Annotated in this window: 20 protein-coding genes and 1 CRISPR repeat array; of the genes, 9 read left to right on the top strand and 11 right to left on the bottom strand. The window is 71.3% G+C overall.

Annotated features, from left to right (window positions below; translation table 11 throughout):
• Positions 1 to 157: 157 nt before the first annotated feature.
• The 4 genes from ABD848_RS08420 to ABD848_RS08405 are packed head-to-tail and all read right to left on the bottom strand — an operon-like array spanning position 158 to position 2,744.
• Positions 158 to 901 carry a maleate cis-trans isomerase family protein gene (locus tag ABD848_RS08420; protein WP_344969295.1) on the bottom strand — a complete coding sequence of 248 codons (744 nt, stop codon included), beginning with the start codon at positions 899 to 901 and terminating at the stop codon, positions 158 to 160.
• Positions 898 to 1,800 carry an isocitrate lyase/PEP mutase family protein gene (locus ABD848_RS08415; protein WP_344969293.1) on the bottom strand — a complete coding sequence of 301 codons (903 nt, stop codon included), beginning with the start codon at positions 1,798 to 1,800 and terminating at the stop codon, positions 898 to 900. Before ABD848_RS08415 ends, ABD848_RS08420 begins: the two co-directional genes overlap by 4 nt.
• Positions 1,797 to 2,444, bottom strand: coding sequence for an isochorismatase family protein (locus tag ABD848_RS08410; RefSeq protein ID WP_344969291.1), 648 nt, complete (start codon positions 2,442 to 2,444; stop codon positions 1,797 to 1,799). The genes ABD848_RS08415 and ABD848_RS08410 overlap by 4 nt, the downstream gene beginning before the upstream one ends.
• A 3-nt stretch (positions 2,445 to 2,447) precedes the next feature.
• Positions 2,448 to 2,744, bottom strand: coding sequence for a Dabb family protein (locus ABD848_RS08405; protein WP_344969289.1), 297 nt, complete (start codon positions 2,742 to 2,744; stop codon positions 2,448 to 2,450).
• Between the two features lie 129 nt (positions 2,745 to 2,873).
• Here ABD848_RS08405 and ABD848_RS08400 point away from each other — a divergent pair, with 129 nt between their 5' ends.
• Together ABD848_RS08400 and ABD848_RS08395 are read left to right on the top strand one after the other, a co-directional pair.
• Positions 2,874 to 3,680 (top strand): IclR family transcriptional regulator, encoded by an 807-nt coding sequence (locus ABD848_RS08400; protein ID WP_344969287.1) that lies wholly within the window; start codon positions 2,874 to 2,876, stop codon positions 3,678 to 3,680.
• 248 nt (positions 3,681 to 3,928) lie between these two features.
• Positions 3,929 to 5,152 (top strand): FAD-dependent oxidoreductase, encoded by a 1,224-nt coding sequence (locus ABD848_RS08395; RefSeq protein WP_344969285.1) that lies wholly within the window; start codon positions 3,929 to 3,931, stop codon positions 5,150 to 5,152.
• A 97-nt stretch (positions 5,153 to 5,249) separates the two neighbouring features.
• Positions 5,250 to 5,888: direct repeats of the CRISPR family, unit length 29 nt; unit sequence GGGACCATCCCCGCGCGTGCGGGGAGCAC.
• Positions 5,889 to 7,448: 1,560 nt separating this feature from the next.
• Here the strand turns inward: ABD848_RS08395 and ABD848_RS08390 are convergent.
• The 5 genes from ABD848_RS08390 to ABD848_RS08370 form a co-directional block, all read right to left on the bottom strand.
• Positions 7,449 to 8,879 carry an MmgE/PrpD family protein gene (locus tag ABD848_RS08390; protein WP_344969283.1) on the bottom strand — a complete coding sequence of 477 codons (1,431 nt, stop codon included), beginning with the start codon at positions 8,877 to 8,879 and terminating at the stop codon, positions 7,449 to 7,451.
• 89 nt (positions 8,880 to 8,968) lie between these two features.
• Positions 8,969 to 9,781, bottom strand: a complete 813-nt coding sequence (locus tag ABD848_RS08385) for a cyclase family protein (RefSeq protein ID WP_344969281.1) — start codon at positions 9,779 to 9,781, stop codon at positions 8,969 to 8,971.
• The gene (locus tag ABD848_RS08380) at positions 9,774 to 10,667 is read right to left on the bottom strand and encodes an HpcH/HpaI aldolase/citrate lyase family protein (protein WP_344969279.1); all 894 of its coding nucleotides are present in this window, start codon (positions 10,665 to 10,667) and stop codon (positions 9,774 to 9,776) included. Before ABD848_RS08380 ends, ABD848_RS08385 begins: the two co-directional genes overlap by 8 nt.
• Entirely contained in the window at positions 10,664 to 11,908 is a 1,245-nt protein-coding gene (locus ABD848_RS08375; protein WP_425567470.1) for a CaiB/BaiF CoA transferase family protein, read from the bottom strand. The genes ABD848_RS08380 and ABD848_RS08375 overlap by 4 nt, the downstream gene beginning before the upstream one ends.
• Positions 11,909 to 11,949: 41 nt before the next feature.
• The gene (locus ABD848_RS08370; protein ID WP_344969277.1) at positions 11,950 to 12,732 is read right to left on the bottom strand and encodes an IclR family transcriptional regulator; all 783 of its coding nucleotides are present in this window, start codon (positions 12,730 to 12,732) and stop codon (positions 11,950 to 11,952) included.
• A 267-nt stretch (positions 12,733 to 12,999) separates the two neighbouring features.
• On the opposite strand from ABD848_RS08370, the gene ABD848_RS08365 reads away from it, so the two are divergent.
• The 3 genes from ABD848_RS08365 (at position 13,000) to ABD848_RS08355 (ending at position 18,220) form a co-directional block, all read left to right on the top strand.
• Positions 13,000 to 14,388 (top strand): FAD-dependent oxidoreductase, encoded by a 1,389-nt coding sequence (locus ABD848_RS08365; RefSeq protein ID WP_344969275.1) that lies wholly within the window; start codon positions 13,000 to 13,002, stop codon positions 14,386 to 14,388.
• Between the two features lie 24 nt (positions 14,389 to 14,412).
• Positions 14,413 to 15,870, top strand: a complete 1,458-nt coding sequence (locus tag ABD848_RS08360; protein ID WP_344969273.1) for a dihydroorotase — start codon at positions 14,413 to 14,415, stop codon at positions 15,868 to 15,870.
• Positions 15,871 to 16,468: 598 nt separating this feature from the next.
• Positions 16,469 to 18,220 carry a carbon-nitrogen hydrolase family protein gene (locus ABD848_RS08355; RefSeq protein ID WP_344969271.1) on the top strand — a complete coding sequence of 584 codons (1,752 nt, stop codon included), beginning with the start codon at positions 16,469 to 16,471 and terminating at the stop codon, positions 18,218 to 18,220.
• A 921-nt stretch (positions 18,221 to 19,141) separates the two neighbouring features.
• Here ABD848_RS08355 and ABD848_RS08350 read toward each other — a convergent pair.
• Complete coding sequence (locus ABD848_RS08350) at positions 19,142 to 19,423, bottom strand: hypothetical protein (RefSeq protein WP_344969269.1); 282 nt, start codon at positions 19,421 to 19,423, stop codon at positions 19,142 to 19,144.
• Positions 19,424 to 19,488: 65 nt separating this feature from the next.
• Positions 19,489 to 20,544 carry a class I SAM-dependent methyltransferase gene (locus ABD848_RS08345; RefSeq protein ID WP_344969267.1) on the bottom strand — a complete coding sequence of 352 codons (1,056 nt, stop codon included), beginning with the start codon at positions 20,542 to 20,544 and terminating at the stop codon, positions 19,489 to 19,491.
• 450 nt (positions 20,545 to 20,994) lie between these two features.
• Between ABD848_RS08345 and ABD848_RS08340 the strand changes: the two genes are divergently transcribed.
• The 4 genes from ABD848_RS08340 (at position 20,995) to ABD848_RS08325 (ending at position 25,841) form a co-directional block, all read left to right on the top strand.
• Complete coding sequence (locus ABD848_RS08340; protein ID WP_344969264.1) at positions 20,995 to 22,542, top strand: ABC transporter substrate-binding protein; 1,548 nt, start codon at positions 20,995 to 20,997, stop codon at positions 22,540 to 22,542.
• Positions 22,543 to 22,639: 97 nt separating this feature from the next.
• Entirely contained in the window at positions 22,640 to 23,722 is a 1,083-nt protein-coding gene (locus ABD848_RS08335) for a class I SAM-dependent methyltransferase (protein ID WP_344969262.1), read from the top strand.
• On the top strand, positions 23,719 to 24,738 hold the full coding sequence (locus ABD848_RS08330; protein ID WP_344969260.1) for an ABC transporter ATP-binding protein: 1,020 nt from the start codon (positions 23,719 to 23,721) through the stop codon (positions 24,736 to 24,738). Before ABD848_RS08335 ends, ABD848_RS08330 begins: the two co-directional genes overlap by 4 nt.
• Positions 24,735 to 25,841 carry an ABC transporter ATP-binding protein gene (locus ABD848_RS08325; protein ID WP_344969257.1) on the top strand — a complete coding sequence of 369 codons (1,107 nt, stop codon included), beginning with the start codon at positions 24,735 to 24,737 and terminating at the stop codon, positions 25,839 to 25,841. Before ABD848_RS08330 ends, ABD848_RS08325 begins: the two co-directional genes overlap by 4 nt.
• Positions 25,842 to 25,844: the final 3 nt, after the last annotated feature.

Raw genomic sequence — 25,844 nt, 5'->3', positions numbered from 1 at the left:
AGCAGTGGAACCTCAAGTGCGGTTTCTTGGGTGCCGACCGGCACCCAAGAAACCGCCACGGTCGAGCCGCCGGCGGGCTCCTCGCCGCGGTCCGCACCGCGCTACCCCTCTGGTGGGGGCACGGGCGGCTGTTCCCGCCGGTATCGGTGGGGCCGCGTTAGAACTCCGAGAACAGCCGGCCCGCCCCGCTGAACTGGTCGGTGATCCCGTTGCTGCGGTAGGCGTGCCATAGCGTGGCGGCGTTGATCGGCACGACCGGCTTGCCCAGTTCGGCCTCCAGTTCAGCGCCGACCCCGATCACCGGCAGATTCGTGCCCGCCTGAACAAGCGCGTCGACCTCTGCGGCGTCCACATCGGCGAACGCCGCGCGGATGCTCGTGGGCTCGACCTCGGCGATCGAGGTCGCCGACGCGCACTTAAGGCCCCGCACGGCGTGCACCTCATAGCCGAGTTCGGTGAAGAAGTCCCGGACCTGCGCGTCGGCGACCGGCTGGTAGGGGGTGATCACCCCGATGCGGCGCGCGCCCAACGCGGTCAGTGCCGCATGGCAGGCCGAGGCCCCGGTGGTGACCCCGACCCCCGACATCTCGCGAATCCACGACTCGAACTCGGCGTTGCCCGCCACCCCGCCCCAGAACGTCTCGGCGCTCATGCCCATGATCAGGTGGTCGGGTTTGCAGGTCATGACCGACTCCACGGCGCGTCCGATCTCCTCGCGCAGCCCGGCGAGGAAGCTCTCGAACACCTCGTCGGAGTCCAGCGCGGCGTCACGGATCAGGATGCGGCCGGCGTGGAAGGAGACGCCGGGGGCGCGTAGCCCGTAGTACTCGTCCTCGACCACGGTGTTGGTAGAGGGGACGATCACGCCGAAGGCGGCGCGGGTAGCGAGTGTGGTGGTCATCGTGGCTCCTCGGTGGGGTCGGTCGCAGGTGGGGGCGAGGCCCAGCGGTTCTCGGCTGCCACCAGGGCGGGCAGTCCGAGTATCCGGTTGAAGCCGTCCCAGGTCATCGCTGGTGGCGGTGGTTCGCCGTCGCGCAGGATCGCCTCGTAGACCCGGCGGGCGGCGTCGGCCGCCGCGAGTGCCGCCGCCACGGGGAAGATGACGAGACGGACCCCGGCGGCGGTCAGCGAGGCCAGGTCGGCGGTGGGTTCGGAGCCGGCCTCGGAACGGTTGAGGACGAGCGGGAGGCCGCCGGCGGCCTCACTCGCGGCGGCCAGAGTCGCGGGGGCGGCGGCGCCTTCGACGAAGATCGCGTCGGCGCCGTGGTCGGCGAAGGCGCGGACCCGGCGCAGTGCTTCGGGCAGTCCGGCCACCGACAGCGCGTCGGTGCGGGCGATGACCAGCAACTGTTCGCGTGCCTCGACCGCGGCGCCGATCCGGGCACTCGCCTCAGCCAGGGGGACAAGCCGTTTCCCGGCGAGGTGGCCGCAGCGTTTGGGCATCACCTGGTCTTCGATGTGCAGGGCGGCCGCGCCGGCGTGCTCGTAGCGGCGGGTGGTCTCGGCGGCCTGTAATGCGTCGCCGTATCCGGTGTCGGCGTCGGCGATCACCGGCAGCGTGGTGGCCGCGGTGATGCGCTGCACGGCGGCGATCATGTCGGCCGCGCCGACGAAGCCCAGATCGGGCAGGCCCAGGGTGGTGGCCGCGATCGCCGCGCCCGACAGGTGCAGGGCGGTCAAGCCGGCGTCCTCGGCCAGCCGGGCGGTGAGGGCGTCGTGGCACCCCGCGGCGAGGACAGGATCGTCCCCGGCGAGCCGGTGGGCCAGCCGCTGTCCGGCGGGGTGGCGCTGCGCGTTCACTCGCTGCTCTCCGCCCGCCAGGTGGCCAGCAGTTGTTCGCTGGTGCGCAGGTCGGCGTATTTGGTTCGCATGTCGAACAGGTTCGCTTCGTGGGGGCCGGGGTCGCGGTCGCCCACTGCGTCGGAGACGACGATGGGCCGCAGCCCCAGTGAGATGGCGTCGACGACGGTGGCGCGCACGCATCCGCTGGTGCTGACGCCGGTGACCACCACGGAGTCCACGCCCAGGCTGGTGAGGACGGCGGCCAGCGAGGTGCCGGCGAAGGCGCTCGGGTACTGCTTGGTGACGGTGAGGTCGGTGGGTTGGGGCGCCAGTTCCGCCGGCGGGTCGCCCCACGGCGAGCCGGCCTCGAACAGCCGCAGCGCCGGGACCTTGCGGTAGAACCACCCGCCGTCGGCACCGCCCGCCCGGTAGTGCACGTAGGTGAACACGACCGGCACGCCGGCGTGGCGTGCGGCGTCGGCCAGGTGGGTGACCGGTTCGACGATGTGTTCGACGCCTGCGTACAGCGAGCAGTCCGGGTCGAGGTAGGCGCGTACCAGGTCGACGACGAGCAGCGCCGGAGCGCGGCCCATGCCGATCTCGCCGCCGAAGCCGGCGCGTTCGTAGTCGGCGGCGAGGGCGCCGGAGGGGTGGTCGGCCATGCTCTACCCCAGGTCGAACTGGATGGCCGCCCGGTCGGCGAGCATCGGTTTGAGGGTGGCGGCGACGAAGTCGCGGTGGGCGGGGTGGTTCTGGTACTCCCGCCACTCTTGGGCGCTGTCGAAGTCCAGCACCGCGGCGAAGTCGTAGCCGCCCTCGGCCAAGCCCAGGTCGGGTCCGCAGGTCAGCCGCTTGATCTGGGGAATCCGGTCGGGGAGCGCGCGGAAGCCGGCGGCGGCGTCGCCCTTCTGGTCATCGGTGGTGGAATCGGACCACCGCAGCATCACGATGTGTCTCAGCATTGGCCGGCACCTCTTCTGAGCAGTTATTCTTGCAATGTAATAATGATTTTCGCACTCTATGCGAGAGAGTAAGTCCAGCGTGGTTCCGCGGTCAAGATCCGGCCCCGACCTTCCCCAACAAGGAGCGATGTGAGCGACAACCGCCAGCGGCGCAGCGGCGCGGAGAGTTCCCGCAAGCTGCTGAACCTGATGCTCGCGTTCAACGAGCGCAACCACACCCGCTCGGCCGCCGACCTCGCCGCGGCCCTCGACATGCCCATCAGCTCCGTCTACCGGTTCCTCTCGGTGCTCAAGGACACCGGCTTGGTCGAGGAAGCCGGCCACGGCGAGTACCGGCTGTCGTGGCTGTTCGTCGGGCTGGCGCGCGCGGCCGGCGCGGCCGCCGACGACCTGGAGCGGCTCGCGCGCCCGGTGCTGGAGGAGGTGGCCCGCGAGAGTGGCGAGACCACGCTGCTGATCAAGCGGGTCGGCTGGAGCGCCACCTGCGTCGACCGCGTGGAGTCGGTGCACCCGGTGCGGCTCCAGTTCGACCCTGGCCAGCCCATGTCGCTGCACTTGGGCTCGGCTGCGCGCGTGCTGCTGGCCTCCATGCCCGCCGCCGAGCGCGAAGCCTACCTCGACACCCTGCCCGATCTGGGCAAGCTCGAACGCGACCAGATCGAGGCCGACGTCGACACGGTGGCGCGCACCGGCTGGGTCGAAAGCTTCGGCGAGGTCGACGAGGGGATATGGGGCACCGCCGCGGCGATCCACGACGGCGAGACCGTGGTCGCCGCCCTCGGCCTGGCAGGCCCGCTGTACCGGCTGCGCCAGGATGACCGGGAACGCATCATCGAACTGGTGAACAACGGCGCGCGCACCCTCTCCGACACCCTGCGACGCCAGGCCGAGGTGCCCGGCGGTCCCCCGTCCGCAAAGCGTGGCCCGTCGGCGTGAGGCGACCGTCGTTTCGCGCGAGGCTGGCGCCGGTCTCGACAAGCCCAGCGCCGACCGGTGAGGGGGCGTGGGAAGGCTCACGCCCCAGGCCGGTCGCGGTCCTGGTCTCCGGTTCAACGGGGCTTCCCGTCTCCCTACAGCGTTTACGGCCTCCACGCGGGCATTGACGGGTCCAGGCCCACCCCTCTACCTTTGATTCTCACATAGCGAATTTATTTTCTCGCAATATAAGAATCTATGGGGGATTGGTGACCTTCGATGACACGCAGGCAGACCCCGCGGCAACCGGCCGGGTAGCCGTCGTCGGGTTGGGGCCGGTGGGGGCCGTCGCGGCGCTCTCCCTGGCCCGGGCCGGGGTCGAGGTGACGGTGTTCGAGGAGGCGGAAGCGCTGTCCACCGACCTCAGCGAGTCCCGGGCCTCCACGTTCCACCCGCCGACACTGGAGATCCTCGACGAGCTAGGCGTCGCCGACGAGCTACACCAGGTTGGGCTGGTCTCGTCGACCTACCAGTACCGCGACCGCGAGCAGGGCTGCGTCGCCCACCTCGACCTCGCCGCCATCGCCGGGGACACCCGCTTCCCCTACCGGCTGCAAAGCGAGCAGCGCAACCTCGTGGCGATCATTGAGCGCCGGCTGACGATCATGGATAACGTCCGTGTCCTGCGCGGCACCCGCGTGCGGTCGGTCGCCCCCGGTAAGGACGGAGCGACACTGCACGTCGACGCCGTCGGCGATAGAACCGCCCCGGCCATGGCCGGGGCGTACCACGCCGACTGGGTCGTGGCCGCGGACGGCGCTTCCAGCTCGATCCGCAACGAGCTGGGCTTGGCCTTCGAGGGGATGACCTACCCGGAGCGGTTCCTCGTCGTCTCCACCACCGAGGACTTCGCCGAACTGCTGCCCGGCATCGCCTCGGTCAACTACATCTCCGACCCCCGGGAATGGCTCGTCCTGTTGCAGACGCCCGTGCACTGGCGAGTGCTGCTCCCCGTCGACGCCGACGCCGCGGGGATCGACGGTGCCGAGGTGCAGCGGCGGCTACAGAGCATCGTCGCCCTGCCGCGCGACTACCAGGTCGCTCACACCCGCACCTACCGTGTCCACCAGCGCATCGCCGAGACGTTCCGGTCAGGGCGGGTGCTGCTGGCCGGCGACGCCGCCCACATCAACAACCCGCTGGGCGGGATGGGAATGAACAGCGGTATCCACGACGCGGCGGCAGCCGCCTCGGCCATCCTGGCGGCCCTGACCGGCGACCACCGCGAGGTCGACACCTACGACCAGCGCCGCCGCACGGTCGCCCACGACTACGTCCGTGTCGTCACCCACGGCAACCGGGAGATGCTGCGCGAGTCCGACGAGCAGGAGCGCCGCCGCAGCCAGGAACGCATGCGCGCCATCGCCGCCGACCCGACACGCACCCGCGAGTACCTCCTACGCTCCTCCATGCTCGCCGGCCGCACCCTCTGAGGCTCCCGCCGGTTCCAACTGACCCCTCTCGGCCAGAAGGTCACCCCCGCGAATGCGGGGAGCACCGGCGCCACCTCGACCGTGCCCTGGTCGACGCGGGACCATCCCCGCGCGTGCGGGGAGCACCCACCGACCTGGGCGCGGCCGCGTCCTCAGTCGGGACCATCCCCGCGCGTGCGGGGAGCACTGGTGGCGCCGCTTCGATGACATGATCAGCGAGGGACCATCCCCGCGCGTGCGGGGAGCACCGATCCAACTCGACGTTGTCCCATTCGAGGGCGGGACCATCCCCGCGCGTGCGGGGAGCACGTATTTCAAGAAAATGACGATAGAGATCGTCCGGGACCATCCCCGCGCGTGCGGGGAGCACACTGCTGTAAGGAAGTATCTTGCAGGGCAAGAGGGACCATCCCCGCGCGTGCGGGGAGCACGCGAAGAAGCAGCGCAAGATCCACATCGGAAAGGGACCATCCCCGCGCGTGCGGGGAGCACTCGGCAGTGAGGCGCTGGAACATGGAAATGAGAGGACCATCCCCGCGCGTGCGGGGAGCACGACAGCACCCGTTCCCGCTCCCAGGGCTTGACGGGACCATCCCCGCGCGTGCGGGGAGCACAAGTGGACTTTGTCGCAGGCGTCGTCCACGTCGGGACCATCCCCGCGCGTGCGGGGAGCACCGCTGCTAGAGTCGAATTAAGGGAGCAACCTGGGGACCATCCCCGCGCGTGCGGGGAGCACCCTCGTTGACCTGCGGCGCTATCGGCGGGGTGGGGCTGTTTTGACCACTTGTTGAGAATCAGGCGAATAGCCCATAGTTCGCAAATTTCGCAGGGCGAGGGTTCGGGACCGCATATCCCGCAGTGTAGCCGTGGCCCTCGGGGGACGGGTTCGCGTTCAGGTGATCCAGTCGCGCCGGCAGGCGGGGCAGGCGCCACGTCGGTGCTCCCCTCTCGGGTTGCTGGCGGTAACGGGGCGGCGAGGGCGAGCAGTGGATGGGGTGGTCCTGGGTTGGTGCTGCTTGTTCGGGGTGGGGGGTGACGTGAGGTGGCGACGGCGGGTTGGGGTTGGGGTGGCGGGGATGTTCCCGTGTCGCTCGTACCTCGACCGCTTCGCGCTCTCGGCAGCCTGGGGTGGTGGGTGTGGCTGAGGAGGCGGGGGTGTCGGTGCTGTGCGCTGTGGTGGGGGTGGGCGACGGAGGGCAGCAAGGGCGGTCGGTGGGTGGGGCCAGGCACGGCGTCGGTTCCGGCGGGGCGCATGGTGGGGGCGGCCTGCGGGGCACAATCCGCTGTGAGGATGCCTGATCAGCGACCCTGGGCCGCGAGGATCGCCGAACAGGCATCCTCACAGCGATCACGGCGGCCTTGGGTGCGGCTACCGGCCGCGTGGTGTCCGGTTTGCCCAGCCATATCGCCCCTCGATCCAGGCAGGAGGCGCGTTTTCGCGTGCGGGGCTCGTCCGTGGGGCGCGGGTGCCGCTACTGCCGGGGTGCTATGGGGGGCTTTTTCTCTTTCGTGCTAGCCGTGATCATCGCCCGTGTTGGCGCGCCTCCCATGATCGCCGTGAGTGTTGCTGCGCAGCAACACTCACGGCGATCATGGCCCCGCCCCCGCTACCACCCCCAACAAAGCCGGAATCGCCCCAGCATCTCCCCGGCCACCACCGGCCCTCGTCGCCTCTCGACACTGGCCCCCGACCGGCCCGCACTCGAAACGCCACCCCCCACTCACTGCTTGTCCTCGCTGCTCCCCGTCGCCCGCCCCGCCCTGAACAGGCAGTACCGGCACGGCACCACCCCGTCCACCACTCGCCCTCGCAGCCTCACGTGACCCGCCCTGCTCCAGCGCACAGCACCGACGCCCGGCCCGCCTCACCCCCCATTGGCCGTCGTCGCCCCTTGTCGCCCGCCCGCACTCCAACTCACAGCACCGGCACAAACTCACCCCGGCCCCCACCCTCGCTGCCTTCGCTACCGGGAATGCCCCAGCGCACAGCACCGACGCCCCTGCCTCCTCAGCCACACCCACCACCCCAGGCTGCCGAGATCGCGGAGCGATCGAGGCGCGAGTGGACGGCGGCACTTTTCCGCTACCGCCGGCCATGACTTTTTTCGCCGGCCACGACTCTCCAGCCTCGTGCGTACAGGGGACCCGCAGTCGGCACCGGTATGCCCGGCACTGGCGTGTCCGGTGTCGGGGAGGGGCTTGCCGGGTGGCCGCCTCCCCGACACCGGGGATCGGGGCACCCGCCGGGCGCCATATGGGCTCTCCCGCGGGGCGGCACGTCGGGTCGCCACGTGGGTCAGCCGCAGCTCGCCATAGCGGCGGTCACGCGGGTCACGGAGACGGCGTGGGACAGCTCGTGCACCAGGTCGGTGATGGTGTCGGGGGCGCTGGTGCGGCGGGCGGCGTTGATCCGGAACTTGCGGGCCAGCTCCTCGTCGGACAGCGGGTTGCCGGGGCCGCCCCGGTTGGCTGAGACGCGGGCGGTGCGGCGCGTGCCGTCGGCCAGCACGGCGGTCAGTACGGCGGGGAACTGGTAGGGGAAGACCCGGTCGCACTCGGCGTCGGGCACGCAGCGCACCTTCGCGGCGAGCGCGAGCCGGTCGGCGTCGCCGGCCGCGGCGTCGGTGAAGTCCTCGTGGGACAGTCCCAGCCCACCGCCGCCCAGCAGCGCGGCGGCCACCGTGTAGGGGCCGCTGAACGCCGCGTGGTAGCCCGACCGGGGGTGCGCCTTCTCTTCGGGGGGCTCGCCGATGGTGCGCAGCACTGAGGTGGGCGCGCCGAGTTCGAGTTCGACGACCTCGCCCACGGGTAGCCCGTCGCCGCGCAGTTGCAGCGCTGCGTCGATCCCGGCGTGGGTGAAGTGGTTGCAAGGGTAGGGCTTGAAGAAGATCCCGGGCAGCTCCCACTCCTCGGTGAAATCGGCTACGACGTCCTGGGCGCGGCCGGCGTCGCCGCAGAACGCCTCCAGGAACCCGAAGCGCCCCTCCACCACGGTGGGCGGGCCGGTCAGACCGTGTCGGGCGAGGTCGGCGGCGGACACGCCGGCGTGGGCGGCCCAGCCGCAGTGCACCCGCTTGACGGTGCCGCCGGTGCGGTTGGCCTCCAACAATCCCGAGCCCATGCTGGCGGCCACGCCCGCCGCGTGGGCGACGCCGGCGGCGTCCAGGCCCTGGAGCAGGGCCGAGGCCATGGCAGCGCCGACGGCGCCGCAGATGGCGGTGGCGTGCTGGCCGCGTTCGAAGAAGATCGAGTTGCCGAGTTTCTCGTCATAGCCGGCCATGCCCAGCCGCACGGCCAGTTCGATCCCCAGCCCGGCGGCGTCGAGGGCTTGGGCGCCGGTGCGGCCGTGGGCCTCGGCGGTGGCCAGCGCGGCGGGGATGACCGACGCCGAGGGGTGCAGCACCGAGGGTAGGTGGGTGTCGTCGAAGTCCAACGCGTGGGCAAGGGTGCCGTTGACCAGCGCGGCTGAGGGGGCGGGCAGCCGGTTGCCGGTGCCGAAGCCGGTGGCGGCGGGCGCGCCGCCCCATTCGGCGGCGACGGCTTCGGCGATGCGGGCGGGTTCTTCGTCGGCGGCGGCCAGGCAGTTGCCCAGCAGGTCGAGGACGCGCCGGGTGACGTCGGCGCGCAGGTCGGGGGAGAGGCCGGTGGTGTAGGCGGCGTGGGCCAGGGCGGCGGCGTCGACGATGACGGGGACGCCGCCGGTCGTGGCGGTGGTGCTGGTGTTCATCGGGAGACCTCCCGGGCGGGGCAGTCGGCAACGGAGCGGGGAGCTCCAGCGGGTGAGCGCTGGAAGCCCGCTTTAGGCAGCGGAGGAGGTCAGGCGCGCACCACCGCCAGCGGGCGCACGGGCGAGCCGGTGCCGCCCACGATCTTGAGTGGGCTCAGCACGAACACGAACTCGCTGATGCCTTCGGCGGCCAGTTCTTCCAGGCGCATGTGCTCGATGATGTGGATGCCGTGCTCCACCAGCAGTATTCGGTGCACGGGCAGCACGCTGTGGCCGGCACCGGCGACGATGTGCTCGAAGGCGGTGGTGTCGGCTCCGGCGGCGGCGATGCCGCGTTGAGCCAGCCAGTGGGCGGCCTCTTCGGTGGCGCCGGGGACGCCGTCGCGCTGCCCTAGGTAGGCGTCGGCGTCGTCGAAGCGGGTGGCCCAGCCGGTGCGTAGCAGTGCCACGTCGCCCGGGCCGGGCTCAGCGCCGGCGTGCCCGGCGGCTTTCTCCAGGTCGGCGGCGGTGATGCCGTAGCCGGGCCGCAGACACTCCACTCCGTGCGCGGCGGCGACGTCGAGGAGCACGCCGCGGCGCACAAGGGGGTCCATCCGGTCGATGCCGTGTTCGGCGAAGCGGCCGTTGACGGTGGCCTCGCCGGCGTCGACGCCGCCGTGGAGCCGCCCTTCATGAGAGACGTGGGCGAGCGCGTCGACGTGGGTGCCGACGTGGCCGCCGGTGATGATGATCTCGTTGGCGGCCGAGCCGCCGTCGGGGCGCACCATGTCGCCGTGGCGGCGGATGAGGGTCATCCGGAACCCCGGGTGGTTGGGTGAGGAGGGCATGCCGGTGAACAGGGGCTGGGCCAGGTCGATGGTGCGGGTGCCCTGTCGCACGGCGGCGAGGAGATCGTCACTCAATGGGTGGACCCTTCGGTTGGGAGGCGGGTTCTGCTACGGCGAGGACGGCGCGGGCGGCATCGACCACGGCGGGGTCGACGAAGCGTCCGTCGGCGGTGAGGTAGGCCGAGCTGCCCGCCGTTTCTGCGGTGTCGAGGCCGGCCAGCAGTTCGGCGGCGTGTTGACGCTCCTGGCTGCTGGGGGTGTAGGCGGCGTGGACCGTCGCCACTTGTTTGGGGTGGATGACCGAGCGGCCGAAGAAACCCATGGCGCGGCCCTGTTCGCTGCTGGCCCGCAGCCCGTCGTCGTCGGAGAGGTTGGTGTAGACGCTTTGCACCGGGCTGGGCAGTCCGGCGGCGCGGGCGGCGGTGACGATGCGGGAGCGGGACCAGTCCAGGGCGCTGTCGCTGTTGGCGCGCAGCGAGGCGCGCAGGTCGGCCTCTCCTAGTGAGATCCCGGCCACCTGGGGGTGAGCGGTGGCGATCTCGAAGGCGCGTTCTACACCTAGCGCGCTCTCCAGCAGTACGTACAGCGGTGGTCGGGCCTCGCCCAGCGCGGCGGCGGCCTCGCGGACCTGGTCGGGGGATTCGACCTTGGGCAGGCGCACGCCGGCGATGGGCGTGTGCGCCAGGGCCGCCAGGTCGGCCGTTCCCCACGGGCTGGCCAGGTGGTTGACTCGCACCACATAAGGCCGTTCGGCGGTGGCGAGTTCGCAGGCGGTGGCCCGCGCCTTCTCTTTGGCGGCGGCGGGCACGGCGTCCTCCAGGTCGACGACGACGGCTTCCGCGGGGCCGGCCAGGGCTTTGGCGATGCGGTCGGGGTGGGTGGCGGGGACGTAGAGCCAACTGCGGGGTGCCGTGGCCGGCTGTGCCCCGGCACCGCCTCCGGGCCGGGGGGTGGGGCTCACTCTCGCTCCCCGGTGATCCGGGCGATGAGCTCGGGGGCGACACCGAAGCGCGCGAGCACCTCCCGGGTGTGGGCACCCAGCTCTGGGCCGGTGTGGCGGATGGCGCCGGGGGTTTCGGAGAGGCCGAACAGGACGTTTTGCATCCGCAGCGGTCCGAAGTCGGGGTCGTCGACGGTGGTGATGGTGTCGCGCGCCGCAAACTGCGGGTCGGTCATGATGTCGCGCACGTCGTAGATCGGGGCTACGGCGGCTTGGGCTTTCTCGAACGCGGCGATGACCTCGTCGCGGTTGTGGCGGGCGATCCAGGCCCCCACCGCCTCGTCGAGCTCGTCGGCGTGGCGGGCGCGGTCGGCGCCGGTGGCGAACCAGGGTTGTTGGGCCAGGTCGGGGCGGCCGACCAGGGTCATCACGCGCTCGGCGACGCTTTGGGCGCTGGTGGAGACGGCGACCCATGTGCCGTCGGCGGTGCGGTAGGTGTTGCGTGGCGCGTTGTTGGAGGAGCGGTTGCCTTGGCGTTGTTGGACGGTGCCGAGCTGGTCGTAGACGGTGGGTTGGGCGCCGAGGACGCTGAGGATGGGTTCGGTGATGGCGAGGTCGATCTCTTGGCCGCGCCCGGTGTGCTGCCGGGCGTGGACGGCGGTCATGACCGCGTAGGCGGTGGTGAGCGCGGCGATGCCGTCGGCCAGGCCGAACGGCGGCAGGGTGGGCGGGCCGTCGGGCTCGCCGGTGATCGCGGCGAACCCGCTCATCGCCTCGGCGAGGGTGCCGAACCCGGGGCGGCCGGCGTAGGGGCCGTACTGGCCGAAGCCGGTGACACGGGCGAGGATGATGCCGGGGTTGACGGCGGACAGGGTGTCGTAGCCCAACCCCCAGCGTTCCAAAGTTCCGGGGCGGAAGTTCTCGATGACGACGTCGGCGCCGGCCACCATGTGTTTGAACGCCTCTTGGCCGCTTTCGGAGCCGAGGTAGAGGGCCACGGCCGACTTGTTGCGGCTGAGCATCTTCCACCACAGCCCCTTGCCGTCTTTGGACGCGCCGTGGGTGCGCACGGGGTCGCCCTTTTCGGGGTGCTCGACCTTGATCACCTCGGCGCCGAAGTCACCGAGCATGGTGGCGGCCATCGGGCCGGCGAAGAGGGTCGCGACGTCGAGGACCACGAGGTCGCGCAGGGCCTTCGCACTCTCGACGGGAGAGGGGGCGGGCGGGGGCGAGGGAGGCTGGGGTCCCGTTGGGCTTGACACCTGGGTGGTCCTTTCTGCCCGCCGTAGGGGGCGGGGTCGGGTCAGGCTTCGCGCCATCCGAGGTTGCGGGAGACCTCGCGGGCGGCCTCCCGGATCATCGGGACGTAGCGCTGGCAGGTCTGGTCGTCGAACCGCATGGTGGGGCCGCACACCGAGATCGCCCCGACCACTCGACCGTCGGCCCAGCGCACGGCTGCCGCCACGGAGGCCGCGCCGGTTTGGCGTTCGCCGCTGCTGGTGGCGGCGCCGCGTTCGCGGATAGTGGCCAGTTCGGCGCGCAACCGGTCGCCGTCGATGACGGTCTGCTCGGTCAGTGCCGGCTTCGCCCCGGTCAAGACGGTCTCCAGTGCTGGTTCTGGCAGTTCGGCCAGGATCGCCTTGCTGGAGGCGCCCGCGTGCAGCGGGAACCTGCGTCCGATCTCGACGGTCATACGGATCTCTTGGGAGGACTCCAGTTGTTCGATGTAGACCCGCTCGTGTCCGACCAGCTCGGACAGGGTCGTGGTCTCGTTGGTTTCGGCGTGCAGGTGCCGCAGCACCGGCAGCGCCGCCCGGCGCAGGTCGGAGTCGCGCAGCGACCGCGCGCCCAGTGCGGTCACGGCCGGCCCTAGTCGGTAGCCCCGGGTGGCCGGGTCGAAGACCAGCGCCGAACGTGAGACCAGGCTTTGCAGGATGCGGTGCACCACGGCCTTGCTCAGTCCCAGCTCGCGGGCGATACGGGTGACGCCGATGGTTGAGGGACCGTCCGTGAACAGCAGCAGGACGTCGATGACGCGCACCGCCGCTTCCGTTCCGCTGGCCGGTTCTCGTTTTGTTTCGTCCATAGGAACAATATTTCAGGGTTCGACTGTCTTCGCAATATGGCCCAGCAGTCCAGGAAAGTCAAGAAACCTATGTTTAACTGGTGTTACGTAGGTTCGATCTTGACCGTTCGTCCAGTACGGTGGCATTCTCAAGCGCACATCAATGTTCCTATTAGCGAAACGCAGTGGCGTTGCTGGGTGTTGCCGATGTAGGCGCGCCGCACCGAGCGCCGTGGCGGCGTGGAGGCGGCGCCACGGCCACCCCTGCATCAACCGGATGAGGAACCCATGCATACCGACGATGAATCCGTCGATCTGGTCGTGGCCGGAGCCGGCGGGGGGCTCGCCGGCGCGCTGCGTGCGGCGCGAGCCGGCCTGGACGTCATCGTGGTCGAGGCCGCCGAGACGTTCCGCCGCGGCAACAACACCGCCATGTCCACCGCGATGATCCCCGGCGCCGGCACCCGCTGGCAGCACGAGGCCGGTCTGGCCGACTCGCCCGCCGTGTTCCGCGCCGACATTGACGCCAAAACCCACGGCCAGGCCGATCCCGTCCTCGCCACGGCGCTGGCCGAGTACAGTGCCCCGTTGGTGACCTGGCTCGCCGACGACCTCGGCCTGCCGCTGGAGTTGGCCACCGACATCTCCTACCCGGGCCACTCGGTGGCGCGCTGCCACACCGTCCCCAGCCGCACCGGCGCCGAGTTGCTGGACCGGCTCGTCTCCCTCGCCCGCGCTCACCCCAACATCGACTTCCTGGCGCCGGCCCGCCTGGTGGGCGCCCGCACCGACGAGACCGGGGTGCGCGCGGCCGTCGTCGAGTACCCCGACGGTACCGACGAGGAGATCCCCACCCGTGCGCTGCTGCTGGCCACCAACGGCTATGGCGCCGACCGCGCCATGGTCGAACGGCTCATGCCCGAGATCGCCGGCGCGGTCTACCACGGCGGTGAGAACTCCCGCGGCGATGCGGTGCGCATCGGCACCGAGTTGGGCGCGGCCACCGGATACCTCGACGCCTACCAGGGCCACGCCGCCCTCGCCCGCGGCGCCGGCACCCTCGTGGGCTGGGCCACCGTCATGCACGGCGGGGTCCTCGTCAACACCGAGGGTGCCCGGTTCGGCGACGAGACGGTGGGCTACTCCGAGTACGCCGCCACGCTGGCCGCCCAGCCCGGCGGCACCGGCTGGCTCGTCTTCGACCAGCGCGTCCACGACCTGTGCACGAGCTTCGGTGACTTCCGCGCCACCGTTGAGCAAGGGGTGGTGCTGCGTGCCGCCGACGCCGCGGAGCTGGCTGAGCGCTGCGGCCTACCCGCCGCGGCGCTGGAGCGCACGCTCGCCGACGCCGCGCGCCACGCCGCCGAGGGCAGCGCCGACGTATTCGGCCGCACGGCTTGGGAAGCCCCGCTCCGGCCGCCCTACCTGGCGGTGCGCGTCGAACCCGCCCTCTTCCACACCCAAGGCGGCCTTGTCGTCGACGGTGACGCCCGAGTGCTGCGCGAGGACGCCACTCCCATCCCGGGACTGTACGCCTCGGGCGGGGCCGCCATCGGCATCTCCGGGCACAGCGCCGGCGGCTACCTCGCCGGCAACGGCCTGCTGCCCGCACTGGGGCTGGCCGCCCTCGCCGCCGACCACTGCGGCGCGACCGCGCGGGCGCGGTCGACCTCCTAAGCCACTCCTAGAGAAGGGACCAGCGTGTCCGAATTCGAGTTGCTCATCCGCGACGTTCGGGTGGTACGCCCCGACACCGGTACCGTCGAGGCCGGCGACATCGCCGTGTGGCAGGGGCGCGTGGCCCGGATCGGCCCCGAGATCGACCCCACCACCGCGGCCACGGTGGTCGAGGGCGGCGGTCGGCTGGCGTTCCCCGGCGCCGTCGACGCTCACCAGCACTGGGGGATCTACAACCCGCTGGAGATCGACAGCGAGTCCGAAAGCCGCGCCTCGGCCCAAGGCGGGGTCACCACCGGAGTGACCTACATCCGCACCGGCCAGTACTACCTCAACAAGGGCGGCGACTACGCCGACTTTTTCCCCGAGGTGCTGGCCAAAAGCGAGGGGCGCGCCCACGTCGACTACGCCTTCCACGTGGCGCCGATGCAGCGCAGCCATATCGACGAGTTGGGGACGCTGGTCGACGAGTTCGGCGTCACCTCGTTCAAGATCTTCATGTTCTACGGCAGCCACGGGCTGCACGGGCGCTCCCAGGACCAGGCGTCGTTCCTCATGACCCCGCCGGGGGAGCGCTACGACATCGCCCACTTCGAGTTCGTGATGCGCGGCCTGCAACGGGTCCGCCAGGAGCGCCCCGAGCTGGCCGACCGGCTGTCGCTGTCGCTGCACTGCGAGACCGCCGAGATCATGGCCGCCTACACCGCCATGGTCGAGCAGGAGAGCGAACTGTCGGGCCTGGCCGCCTACAGCGCCTCCCGGCCGCCCCACTCCGAGGGCCTGGCCGTGACCATCGCCTCCTACCTGGCCCACGAGACCGGCCTGCCCACGATCAACCTGCTGCACCTGTCCTCGGCCAAGGCGGTCGAGGCGGCGCTGACCATGGCCAACGCCTTCCCCCACATCGACTTCCGCCGCGAGGTCACCCTGGGCCACCTGCTCACCGACATCGACACCGCCCACCCTGTGGGTGGCAAGGTCAACCCGCCGCTGCGGCCCCGCGACGACGTCGAGGCGCTGTGGCGCCACGTGCTGGCCGGCGAGGTCGACTGGGTGGTCAGCGACCACGCTTGCTGCCGCGACGAGATGAAGTTCGGCGCCGACCGCGACGACATCTTCCTCGCCAAGTCCGGCTTCGGCGGCGCGGAGTACCTGCTGCCCGGCCTGGTCTCCGAAGGCGCGCGGCGGGGACTGTCCTACCCGGAGGTGGCGCGGCTGCTGGCGTGGAACCCGGCGCGGCGCTACGGGCTGGTGACCAAGGGCACCATCGCCCCCGGCTACGACGCCGACATCGCCCTCGTCGACCCCGACGCGCCGTGGACGGTGCGCGCGGGGGAGTCGGAGTCGACCCAGGAGTACACGCCCTTCGAGGGCGTCACGCTCGACGCGCGGGTCACCGACGTGTTCCTGCGCGGCCACCGCATCGTCGAAGCCGGCCGGGTGGTCGGCTCGCCGCGCGGCTCCTACGTGCGCCGCAACTGAGGTCGCCGGTTCACAGCGCTATGGAGGGTCACCGCGTCCCGGAGGAGCCCTCGCGCGGCGGGGGCGCGGGGCCCGTGGGCCGCGGCGCGACCGCTGGTGTAGCTGGTGCTGGACGGTGGGCCGTGCCGCGGCACGCCCCACCCCGCCGAGGCGTCCGCCGACTCGCCCGGCACACCGTGCCACCGGTCGCGGTGACTGGGGACCCGGTCGTCGCGCGGGTCCACTCGGTGTCTTACCTCCCGTGCCTCACCCGCGAGCCGCCCCGTCCCGCCGGTCGTCCCCCACCTCCTGGGGCGCGCCATGGCTGTGGCACCCCGCCCCGTGCCTCGGTGGTGCGGTGCCGCCCACGTCACGCCGCCTTGACGGCGTTTTCCCACGTCATCTAATGTCTATCAAATAATGAAAATGAAGATCTCACTATGTAGTAATAGCTGGGATCTGTCTGGCCGCCCTTCCCCCAGGGCGGTCCACCACGACCGAAGGAGTGCACGGTGAGCCGACGCCGTCCCCGCCAGCCGCGGACCCTCCCCGCCGTTCATACGCCCGGCGCGGCGTCACGCGCCCTCGGGCCCACCGCCTCGTGGGGGAGGCCGAGCCGATGACCGTTCACCGCGTAGCCGCAGCCCAGTTCTTCTCCGGGACCGACGTGGTCGCCAACCTCGAACTGTGCCGGGACTACATCAGCCGCGCCGCCCGGGACGGCGCCCAGCTCGTGGTGTTGCCCGAGAACAGCAACCGGGTGCGCGACTACGCCGACCGCGAGCAGTGCTGGGAGCACGCCGAAGTGCTCGGAGGCGCGTTCGTGACCGGGCTGTGCCAGGCCGCCCGTACCTTCGGCGTCTACCTCGCCGCCGGGGTCGACCTGCGCGGCGACGCCCGCCCCGACGTGCACATCTGCTCGGTGCTCATCGACCCTCACGGCGCGATCGTCGGCGTCCACCGCAAGCACGTCCTCTGGGACTACGAGTACACCCTGTTCGTCCCCGGCGAGGAGCCTTACCAGGTCTACGAGACCGATCTGGGCCGGATCGGCCTCCTGCTGTGCGCCGACGGCATCGTGCCCGACACCCCCCGGGCCCTCGCGCTGGCGGGAGCCCAGATCCTGTGCAACTCGCTGAACTCCCGCGGCCCCGACGAGTTCCGGGTCCACGTCCCGCTGCGCGCCATGGAGAACCGGGTGTTCCACGTCGCCGCCAACACGGTGGGCGGCCCCGCCGACGCCTGGCCATGGATGGGCGGCAGCCAGATCGTCGCCCCGGACGGCACCCGGCTGGCCGACGCCGGCGAGCGCGCCCCGGGATTGGCGGTCGCCGACATCGACCCCGCCGAAGCCGACGACAAGGTGATGCCCGAGGTGGGCGACCTCTTCGCGTGGCGGCGCACCGACCTCTACACGCCCCTCACGCGTCCGCTGGCCGAGCTGCCCGTCGCGCCGATGTGCGGCCCCGCGCCCGCCGACATGCCGGCCCGCCCCGTGCGGGTAGCCACCCTCCAGGTCAGCCACTTCCCCAACACCGAGTGGACGATCACCCGCGCTCTCGCCCAGATCGACTACGCCGCGGGCCGCGGCGCCGATGTGGGAGTGCTGCCCGCCCTGTTCTGCTTCGCCCCCGGGGAGGTCGCCGCCGACCCGGCCGCGGCGGCCACGCGCTCCGCCGAGGTGCTGGCGCGCCTGGGCACGGCCTGTGCCCAGGCGCGGATGTGGGTGGTGGCCCACCTGGTCGAGGAGTGCGCGGGCCGCTACTACTCCACCGGCTACCTGCTCGACCGCGCCGGCCGACTCCGTCACACCTACCGCAAGACCCACCTCAACTCCGCCGAGCGCGCCTGGGCCACCCCCGGCGAGCGCGTCGACGTCGTCGCCACCGAGATCGGCACGATCGGACTCATGCTCGACGACGAGGTGTGGGCGCCCGAGGTGGCGCGGCTGCTGACGCTGGCGGGGGCCGAGCTCATCGCCCACCCCACCGACTGGCGCCGTCCCGAGGCCGCCTACGTGGCCGCCACCGAACGCACCGAGGAGAACCGGGTTCACCTTGTCTCGTGCACCCGCTTGGACAGCCCCGCGGCCGTGGGCAGCCAGGTGCTGCGCGCCGACGAGTTCGCGCCCGGGCAGCCGATCGCCCTCATGCGCTACCCCACCGGCCACTGGTCCCGGCCCGGCTTCGAGGAGCAGTTGTTGGTCCAGCTCGACCTGCGGGAGGCCAACAGCAAGATGATGGGCCACCACCTCGACCCGGTGGCCACCCGCGCGCCCGGCCTTTACGGAGCGTTCCTCGACCCCGCGGCCGGCTCCCGCGGCGCGGGGGAGCCGGCCGCAGCCGGTGGTGCCTCGCGGGCAGGGGGGTGATCGGTTGCCGGGGAACCGGCGGGCCGCGCGAGAAGCCTTCCCGACGGGAGCGGGGCGCGGTGGTGTAGGAGGCACGAGGGCCCAGCGACACCTTCCCGCGCCCCTGCCGCCACGTGTCGCGCGGTTCCCGCATCGAGACTTTCCCGGCACCGCACTGCCGCGCGGTGCCCCAGCCCCCGATTACGAGGTGTCATGAGAATAGCCACGGGGTTGTTCGCCGGAGCCGCGGTCCGCTGATTTCCGGGACGCGAGAGTAAAGAGTGGCCGTGGTCTTTCGCTTTTCCTATAGCAGGGGAGCGAAAAGAATTTGTCGTGCCATTTTTGAATCAAGATAGGTGTTCCTGTAGTAGGAACATCGTGATGGCGGGCTCTCGGGGGCGCTGGCCACGGGCTCGCCTCGCTGGATATTTTCGCATGTCAGCTAGGTCTATGCTGCTCAGGGATGGGTGATCGGGCGGTTCGATCGCCACCGGCGAGCACGAGACGTCCCCCACCCGCCGCTTGAAGTGCGTGGTATCGGGCATTTTATTCTTTTCGCTGGTCATAGGTGGTCTCCGAGGGTGGACGGCAGCGGTGTCACTCAGGCCAGAGCCAGGGGCCCTCTCCGGCGGCCGGTCATGGCAGGAAGCCACCTGGGAGCCATGGGCCCCGCCCTCGCGCCGACCGCCTCTGGGTCAGTGACCAAAGCCGCGCCTTGGCGTGACGCGGCTCTCGCCCAGGTCATCCGAGGTTCCCCGGCTGTACCCGCCGCCTCCCGGCGCCACCGCGCCGGCGGGAAGGCCGCTTTCGGCACGCTTGCCGGCAGCGCGCTCACCCGGGCCCGCCCCCCGTGACACGACGGCGGGGCACCGGATCGTGTTCCGGTGCCCCGCCGTCGAGGGTGGGGCCGGCCGCCCGGCCCCGCGTGTCCGCCCTCCGCGCTCAGCGCGACAGCGCCGCCTGGACGCGCTCCTCCTGGCTCAGGACCGCGCCGAAGACACGTTCGACGAAGGCGCTGCGCTCGGCGTGCAGTCGCTCCAGCAGCTCCCCGGTGGGGCGCAGCTCGTCGAGGGCCTCCTGGCTTACCGTGCCCTGCTCGGCCAGCAGGTGCTCCAGCACCATCGTGCGGTCCCGCAGAATCCACACCTCCGAGGCCAGCTCGGTCACCATCCGCGCGAGGTCGTCCAGCCGCTCGTTGTCCAGGTAGTGCGTGCTCTTGCTCATAAGGGTCCTCTCTGCTTTCCCGGGCGGCCGTGGCGCGCCCTGCTCCTCGAACCGGTCGGGGCGCCTTAGCCCTGTTCGGGCTTGCGCGCCCGGTTGGCCCACGGGTAGTTGCCGGGACCCACGCCGTAGGCTTCGACGTCGACGAACCCGATGCGCTTGAGCAGGCCGGGCACGTCCAGTTGCAGTGCCGAACGCCAGTAGGGTTCGCCGCGGTTCTCGGTCTCCCAGTCCAAGACCACCGCGCGGAACGCCTCCTGGTGCTCGTAGGGGGCCACGTCGCCGATGACGATGTCGCCGCCGGGCTCCAGCACCCGGAACATCTCCCGCAGGATCGCCTCGGTGGCGTGCGGCGGGGTCTCGTGGAACAGGATGTAGGCGGCCACGAGGTCCACCGAGGCGTCGGGCAGCCCGGTCTGTTCGGCCGGGGCCTGGATCAGTTCCCAGTTCAGGCCGCGCTCGGCCGCCGTGGCGTGGGCGTAGCGCAGCGAGTGCGCCGAGAGGTCCACCCCGACGAACTCGGCGTCGGGGAACACCTTGCTCACCGCCAGCGCGAACCGGCCGGTGCCCACCCCCGGCTCCAGGACGCGGCGGTAGTCGCGGCGGGGCGCCTCCATGGCCAGCAGGGTGCGCTGGTCGTTGAGGTTCTCGCCGGTGCGCACCGCGCCCACGCCGCCCGGCGCCAGGACGTACTGGTAGCCGAAGTCCTGCATGATGACGCCCATCAGGTCATGGCCGTCCCAGCCGCCCGGCGTGAGGTGGAAGCCGTTGTGCCAGTAGTCGGGGGGTGTGAGGTCGGGGGCGAGCGTCAGCGATCCGGGAGCCTCGTCGACCTCCAGCCACTCTTCGATGGCCGGGCGCACCTCCTCGGCGGCCGGGATGGCGCGCACGTAGATCTCTTCGGCCACGTAGCGGGTCAGGAGTCGGTCGAAGCGCCATGCGCTGCTGTTGGCCAGGGCCTCGGCCACCGAGTCACGGCGCTCCCGCAGCGTGGTGGGCGGATCGGGCACGGCCGCGGCGTACTCCGCGGCAGCGCGTTTTTGCAGCACGCCGCCGGCGTAGCCCTGCACCGAGCCCAGGAACTCCATCCCCGCGCGGCCTCTCTGCCGGATGGGTACGTCCATCGATGATCCCTTCTCGTTCCGCTAGGAGGAACATTTTTCATTAGGTATGTAATCACGATAGCCGTCACCACTTCGGTGTCAATGAATACTTTCGTGTCCTTGACTTCCCAGGTGCGCTAAAGTCATTATTTCCGACAACAGGTTTTCACCTGCGGGAACAATGTTTCAAATATGTAAGACGCCCGAATCCTGATCACCGAATGTCGCCGGCGGTGGCGCTGCGCCAACGGTCCCGCCGGGGCCGCCGTGCCACCGGAAGGCTCGGTGCCCGGACGCCTATCCGCGCATCCGGCCGGTTCCGTGCAGGGGGACGGCACCCGCCGCCCCAACCAGCGCCCATCCGGTTCGGGCGGCTACAGCCACTCCGGAGGACACCCCGGTCCGTGCCGGTCGGCTTCACGGCATCACCAAGGCGCGTTTCCACGGGAACGCCAACGACGAGGAGGATCGATGATCGTCCCCCCGATCTCTGCGCACAGCCGGCGCGGCCCCCGCCATCTGGCCAAAGCCGGCCTGGGTACGGTGCTGGCCCTTGGCCTGCTCACCGCCTGCGGCCCACCCGACGACTCCTCGCAGAGCAGCGGCGAGACCGCGGACACGCTCACCATCGGCACCTCGATCTCGGCCGACACCATCAACCCGTTGAACAAGCAGTACGCCACGTTCCAGTTCAACGCCTTCGACGCGCTGGTGCGCCAGATGCGCGGCGACGAGCAGCCCCAGCCGCGGCTGGCCGTCAACTGGGAACAGGTCAGCGACACGCTGTGGCGCTTCACACTGCGCGACGACGCCACCTTCCACAACGGCGAGCCGGTCACCGCCGAGGACGTCGTCTTCAGCTTCAACACCGTCATGGAAGAGCAGTACGCCAACGCGGCCTACCTCACCACCGTCGAGGAGGTCCGTGAAGGCGAAGGCGGCACTGTCGAGATCGAGACGAGCGAGCCCGACCCGCTGCTGCTGAGCCACATCGGCCAGATCTTCATCGTGCCCAAGGCCCACTGGCAGGAGGTGGGCGGCGCCGAGGGCTTCGGCAAGGACCCCATCGGGTCGGGCCCCTACCAGATCGTCTCCTACGACCCCGCCGACGGAGTCGAGTACGAAGCCTACGACGGCTTCTGGGGCGAAGCCCCGGCCACCACGAACGTCGAGGTGCGCTTCATCACCGACACCGGCGCGCTGTCCTCGGCGCTCGAGGCCGGCCAGATCGACGTCGCCCACCAGCTCGACTCCAGCGCCATCGAGACCCTCGACGGCAGCAACGGCATCGACGTGCACAGCGAGTTCTCCGGGCTACAGAACATGTTCCAGCTCAACACCACCCAGGAGCCCTTCGACAACCTCAAGGTCCGCCAGGCCGCCGTCGCCGCACTCGACGCCCCCGGCATGATCGAGGCGCTCACCTACGGCGCCGGCATCCTGGAGGACGGTCAGGTCGCCGTCCCCGGCGTCTTCGGCTACTCTCCCGACATCGAGCGCCCGCCCTACGACCCGGAAAAGGCGCGCGCACTGCTGGAGGAGGCCGACGCGGTCGGCACCGAGATCACCCTCTCCGGCCAGGCCCGCACCAAGGCGCTGCTGGAGTCAATCGGCGAGCAACTCGACGCCGTGGGCTTCGAGACCACCATCGAAGCCAACGAGATCGGGGTGTGGGTCGAGCAGTTCCGCAACGGCACCGACGCCGACATCTTCTACCGGGGCGCCTCCTACAGCGGCGTCTTCGACGCCTCGCGCCCCTACTCCTTCATCTCCAGCGGTGAGCGGCCCTTCGTCGAGGACGAACAGTGGGACGAGCTCTACGCCGCCCAGCGCACCGAGATGGACCGCGCGGCCCGCGAGCAGGCGCTGATCGAAGCCGCGGAGTACGTCCGCGAACAGGCATACGTCCTCTACACCTTCGGCCGCCCCGCCGTCTCGGCCAGCGCCGAAGGGGTCGAGGGCATCGAGTTCGACGACGGCCTCGTGCTGCTGTTGGACCAGGCCACCAAAACCGCCTAACACCAGATGAACCACCGGGGCTCCCGGGGTGGGTGAGTCGACCGGCTCACCCACCCCGGGACTCAGTTCGTCCCGGGAGCACGACTGGAGGAATGACATGGCCACCGCCCCGACCCCCGTTCCCGACGGCATGCGGGCCGACGTCGAGCTGACCCAGCGCGGCCGGTCCGAACTACAGTTCCTACAAGCCATGCGCGCCGGCCTGCGGCCGATGCAGACACGGCTGCGCGAGCGCCTGGAAAACGGGACCGCGCTCAGTGGGGGCAGCGGCGACATCGCCGCGCTGCGCGCGGCGGTCGATGCCGAACTCGCCGACGACAGCGACCTCGGCCTCATCGGCGCCGCCCTGCGCTGGAACCGCGCCGTGCTCACGCCCCGCGCCGTCGACGCCTTCGAGGACCGCTCGGCCGAGCTGACAGCCAAGGCCGCTCCACCCGACGCCGCCGCCATCACCGATCGCGGCGAGCAGCACGTCCCGCGCTACTGGCGCTACGAGTTCCACGGCACCACCGGCGGGTGGGACGGCCACGAGCACATGGGGTTCATCCACCACGAGCTGGTCTACCGCTACCTGCTGGTGCCCTCCTTCCCCGGCGACATCTTCCAGCAGCGCGCCAACGTGGCCGACCTCGCGCCCCGCGAGGACTACGCCGACATCTGCGACCTGGGGTGCGGCACCGGCCAGTTCACGATGAAGCTCGCCCAGCGCTACCCCACCGCCCGCCTCACCGGCGTCGACCTGTCGATCGCCGAACTGCGCTACGCCCAGCGCCGCGCCGCCGAGGCCGGCCTGTCCTGGGACCTCGTCCGTGCTCCCGCTGAGGACACCGGGCTGGCCGGCGACAGCCACGACCTGGTCGCCTCCTTCATCCTGCTCCACGAGATCCCGCCCCACGCCATCCGCAACGTCTTCGCCGAAGCCTTCCGCATCCTGCGCCCCGGCGGTGACCTGGTGTTCTCCGACGTCGCCCCCTACCACCGCCGTAGCCCCTACCACGCCTGGAACGACGACTGGGACGCCGAGAACGGCCACGAGCCCTGGTGGCGCACCGCCGCCACCATCGACCTCGTCGCCGTCGCCACCGAGGCCGGGTTTGTCGACGTGCGCCAAGAGCCGCTCAGCGAGTCGGCCTACCCCTGGGTCACGCTGGCCCGCAAGCCAGAGGGGAGCGCGTCGTGACCGGCGGCGCCGACATTTTGCGCCTCGACAGCGTCGGCGTCTCGGTGACCACCACGGGCGGCACCGCCGAGCTGCTGCGCGACGTCTCCTTCCGCGTGGCCCCCGGCGAGGTCGTCGCCCTGGCCGGCGAGTCCGGCTCGGGCAAGTCCACGGCGCTGCTGGCGGCGCTGCGGCTGTTGGCGCCCGGTGCCCGCGTCAGCGGCTCGATCGTGGTCGACGGCGAGGACGTCGTCCCCATGCGGGGCAAGCGACTGCGCCGCTTCCGCGCCCACACCGCCCGCATGGTCTTCCAGGACCCATGGCGGGCGCTGCACCCGCTGCACTCGATCGGGCGCCAGCTCGTCGAGTCGGCCCGCGCCGCCGACCCCACGCTGAGCAAGGCCGACGCCCGCGCGCTGGCCGCCGACATGCTCACCCGGGTCGGCATCCCCGAACCGGCGGCGCGGCTGCGCGCCTACCCCCACGAGGTCTCCGGCGGCCAGTTGCAGCGCATCGTCATCGCCATGGCGCTGGTGGCCTCACCGTCGCTGCTGCTGTGCGACGAGCCCACCACCGCCCTCGACGTCACCACCCAGGCCCAGATCCTGGAACTACTCCAGCAGCTCAACAGCGACCTGGGGCTATCGATCGTCATCGCCACCCACGACCTCGACGTCATCGCCGACGTCGCCGACCGGCTCATCGTCATGTACGCCGGAGCCGTCGCCGAGGAGGGCCCCACCGAGCAGGTCATGGCCCGCCCCCAACACCCCTACACCCTGTCGCTGCTGCGGGCCGCGCCCGACCGGCGCTCGGGCCACCAGTTGGCCGCCATCGAAGGCCGGCCGCCCTCGCCGCTGGCCACGATCACCGGCTGCCCCTTCGCGCCGCGTTGCGAGCACCGCCGCGACGTGTGCGCGACCGCGCCGATCACACCCGCCCCGCTGGCCGACCAGCCCGGGCGGCGTTCGGCGTGCGTGCGCGTCACCGCCGGCTCCGCGGGGGCGGGCCGGCCCATCGAAAGGACACCGGTATGACCGCCTCTGGTGAGACCGCGGCGGCCGGCGAGGTCGCGCTGCGCGTCTCGGACCTGACGAAACACTTTCCCATGGGGGGCTGGGGCCGCTCGCGCACCGTCCTGCGGGCCGTCGACGGGGTGTCCCTGGACATCAGCCAGGGCGAGACGGTCGGGCTGGTGGGCGAGTCCGGCAGCGGCAAGACCACCGTCGGCCGTACGCTGATCCGCCTCTACGAACCCACCTCCGGCCGCATCGAGTTCGAGGGCCGCGACATCACCCGCGCCTCCGGCGCCCGGCTCCGCCGCGACGTGCGGCGCCGCATGTCCATGGTGTTCCAGAACCCCTCGACCTCCCTCAACCCCTACCTGCGCCTGGGCAGCGCCCTGGCCGAACCCCTCGTGGTGCAGCGCATGGGCGACGCCGCCTGGCGCCGGGATCGGGTCGCCCAGATGCTGGAGCTGGTGGGGCTGGACGCCGCCATGGCCAGCCGCTACCCCCAAGAGCTCTCCGGGGGGCAGCGCCAGCGGGTGGGCATCGCCCGCGCGCTGATCACCGACCCGTCGTTGATCATCGCCGACGAGCCCACCGCATCGCTCGACGTCTCCGTGCAGGCCCAGATCGTCAACCTGCTGGAACGCCTCCAGCGCGAGCTGGGGCTGACCTACCTGTTCATCACCCACGACCTCGCGCTGATCGGCCACATCAGCCACCGTGTCGCCGTGATGTACCTAGGTCGGCTCGTCGAACTGTCGCCCACCGACCAGCTTTTCGCCGAGCCGCTGCACCCCTACTCGGCCGTGCTGGCCTCCACGCGCGGCACACCCGAGCACCGCATCATCCCCGCCGGAGAGATCCCCTCGCCGATCGACCCGCCCTCGGGGTGCGTATTCCGCACGCGGTGTCCAATCGCGCGGCAGCGCTGCGCCGCGGAAGCGCCGCCGCTACACCAAGCTGGCCCGGGCCGGTTCGTAGCCTGCCACTTCCCCGGCGAGCTGGGGCTGTCGGCCGCGGCCCACAGCGCCCGCCCACAGCCGGCCGACATCACCTTCGCCTCCTCCACCACCGCGCAGCCGCAACCGGTGGCCGCGGCCCCCGGGCCGCCCCACCGCGAGAAGGGATGACAC

The sequence above is a fragment of the Salinactinospora qingdaonensis genome (assembly GCF_039539445.1).
Classification (GTDB): domain Bacteria; phylum Actinomycetota; class Actinomycetes; order Streptosporangiales; family Streptosporangiaceae; genus Salinactinospora; species Salinactinospora qingdaonensis.
This window is presented reverse-complemented; position numbering and strand designations above follow the sequence as displayed.

What these genes read in the sequence shown, in the direction of transcription:
- ABD848_RS08420 (WP_344969295.1), bottom strand. Translation starts at nt 901, where the DNA reads ATGACCACCACACTCGCTACCCGCGCCGCCTTCGGCGTGATCGTCCCC.
- ABD848_RS08410 (WP_344969291.1), bottom strand. Translation starts at nt 2,444, where the DNA reads ATGGCCGACCACCCCTCCGGCGCCCTCGCCGCCGACTACGAACGCGCC.
- ABD848_RS08405 (WP_344969289.1), bottom strand. Translation starts at nt 2,744, where the DNA reads ATGCTGAGACACATCGTGATGCTGCGGTGGTCCGATTCCACCACCGAT.
- ABD848_RS08390 (WP_344969283.1), bottom strand. Translation starts at nt 8,879, where the DNA reads ATGAACACCAGCACCACCGCCACGACCGGCGGCGTCCCCGTCATCGTC.
- ABD848_RS08370 (WP_344969277.1), bottom strand. Translation starts at nt 12,732, where the DNA reads ATGGACGAAACAAAACGAGAACCGGCCAGCGGAACGGAAGCGGCGGTG.
- ABD848_RS08365 (WP_344969275.1), top strand. Translation starts at nt 13,000, where the DNA reads ATGCATACCGACGATGAATCCGTCGATCTGGTCGTGGCCGGAGCCGGC.
- ABD848_RS08355 (WP_344969271.1), top strand. Translation starts at nt 16,469, where the DNA reads ATGACCGTTCACCGCGTAGCCGCAGCCCAGTTCTTCTCCGGGACCGAC.
- ABD848_RS08350 (WP_344969269.1), bottom strand. Translation starts at nt 19,423, where the DNA reads ATGAGCAAGAGCACGCACTACCTGGACAACGAGCGGCTGGACGACCTC.
- ABD848_RS08345 (WP_344969267.1), bottom strand. Translation starts at nt 20,544, where the DNA reads ATGGACGTACCCATCCGGCAGAGAGGCCGCGCGGGGATGGAGTTCCTG.
- ABD848_RS08340 (WP_344969264.1), top strand. Translation starts at nt 20,995, where the DNA reads ATGATCGTCCCCCCGATCTCTGCGCACAGCCGGCGCGGCCCCCGCCAT.
- ABD848_RS08335 (WP_344969262.1), top strand. Translation starts at nt 22,640, where the DNA reads ATGGCCACCGCCCCGACCCCCGTTCCCGACGGCATGCGGGCCGACGTC.
- ABD848_RS08325 (WP_344969257.1), top strand. Translation starts at nt 24,735, where the DNA reads ATGACCGCCTCTGGTGAGACCGCGGCGGCCGGCGAGGTCGCGCTGCGC.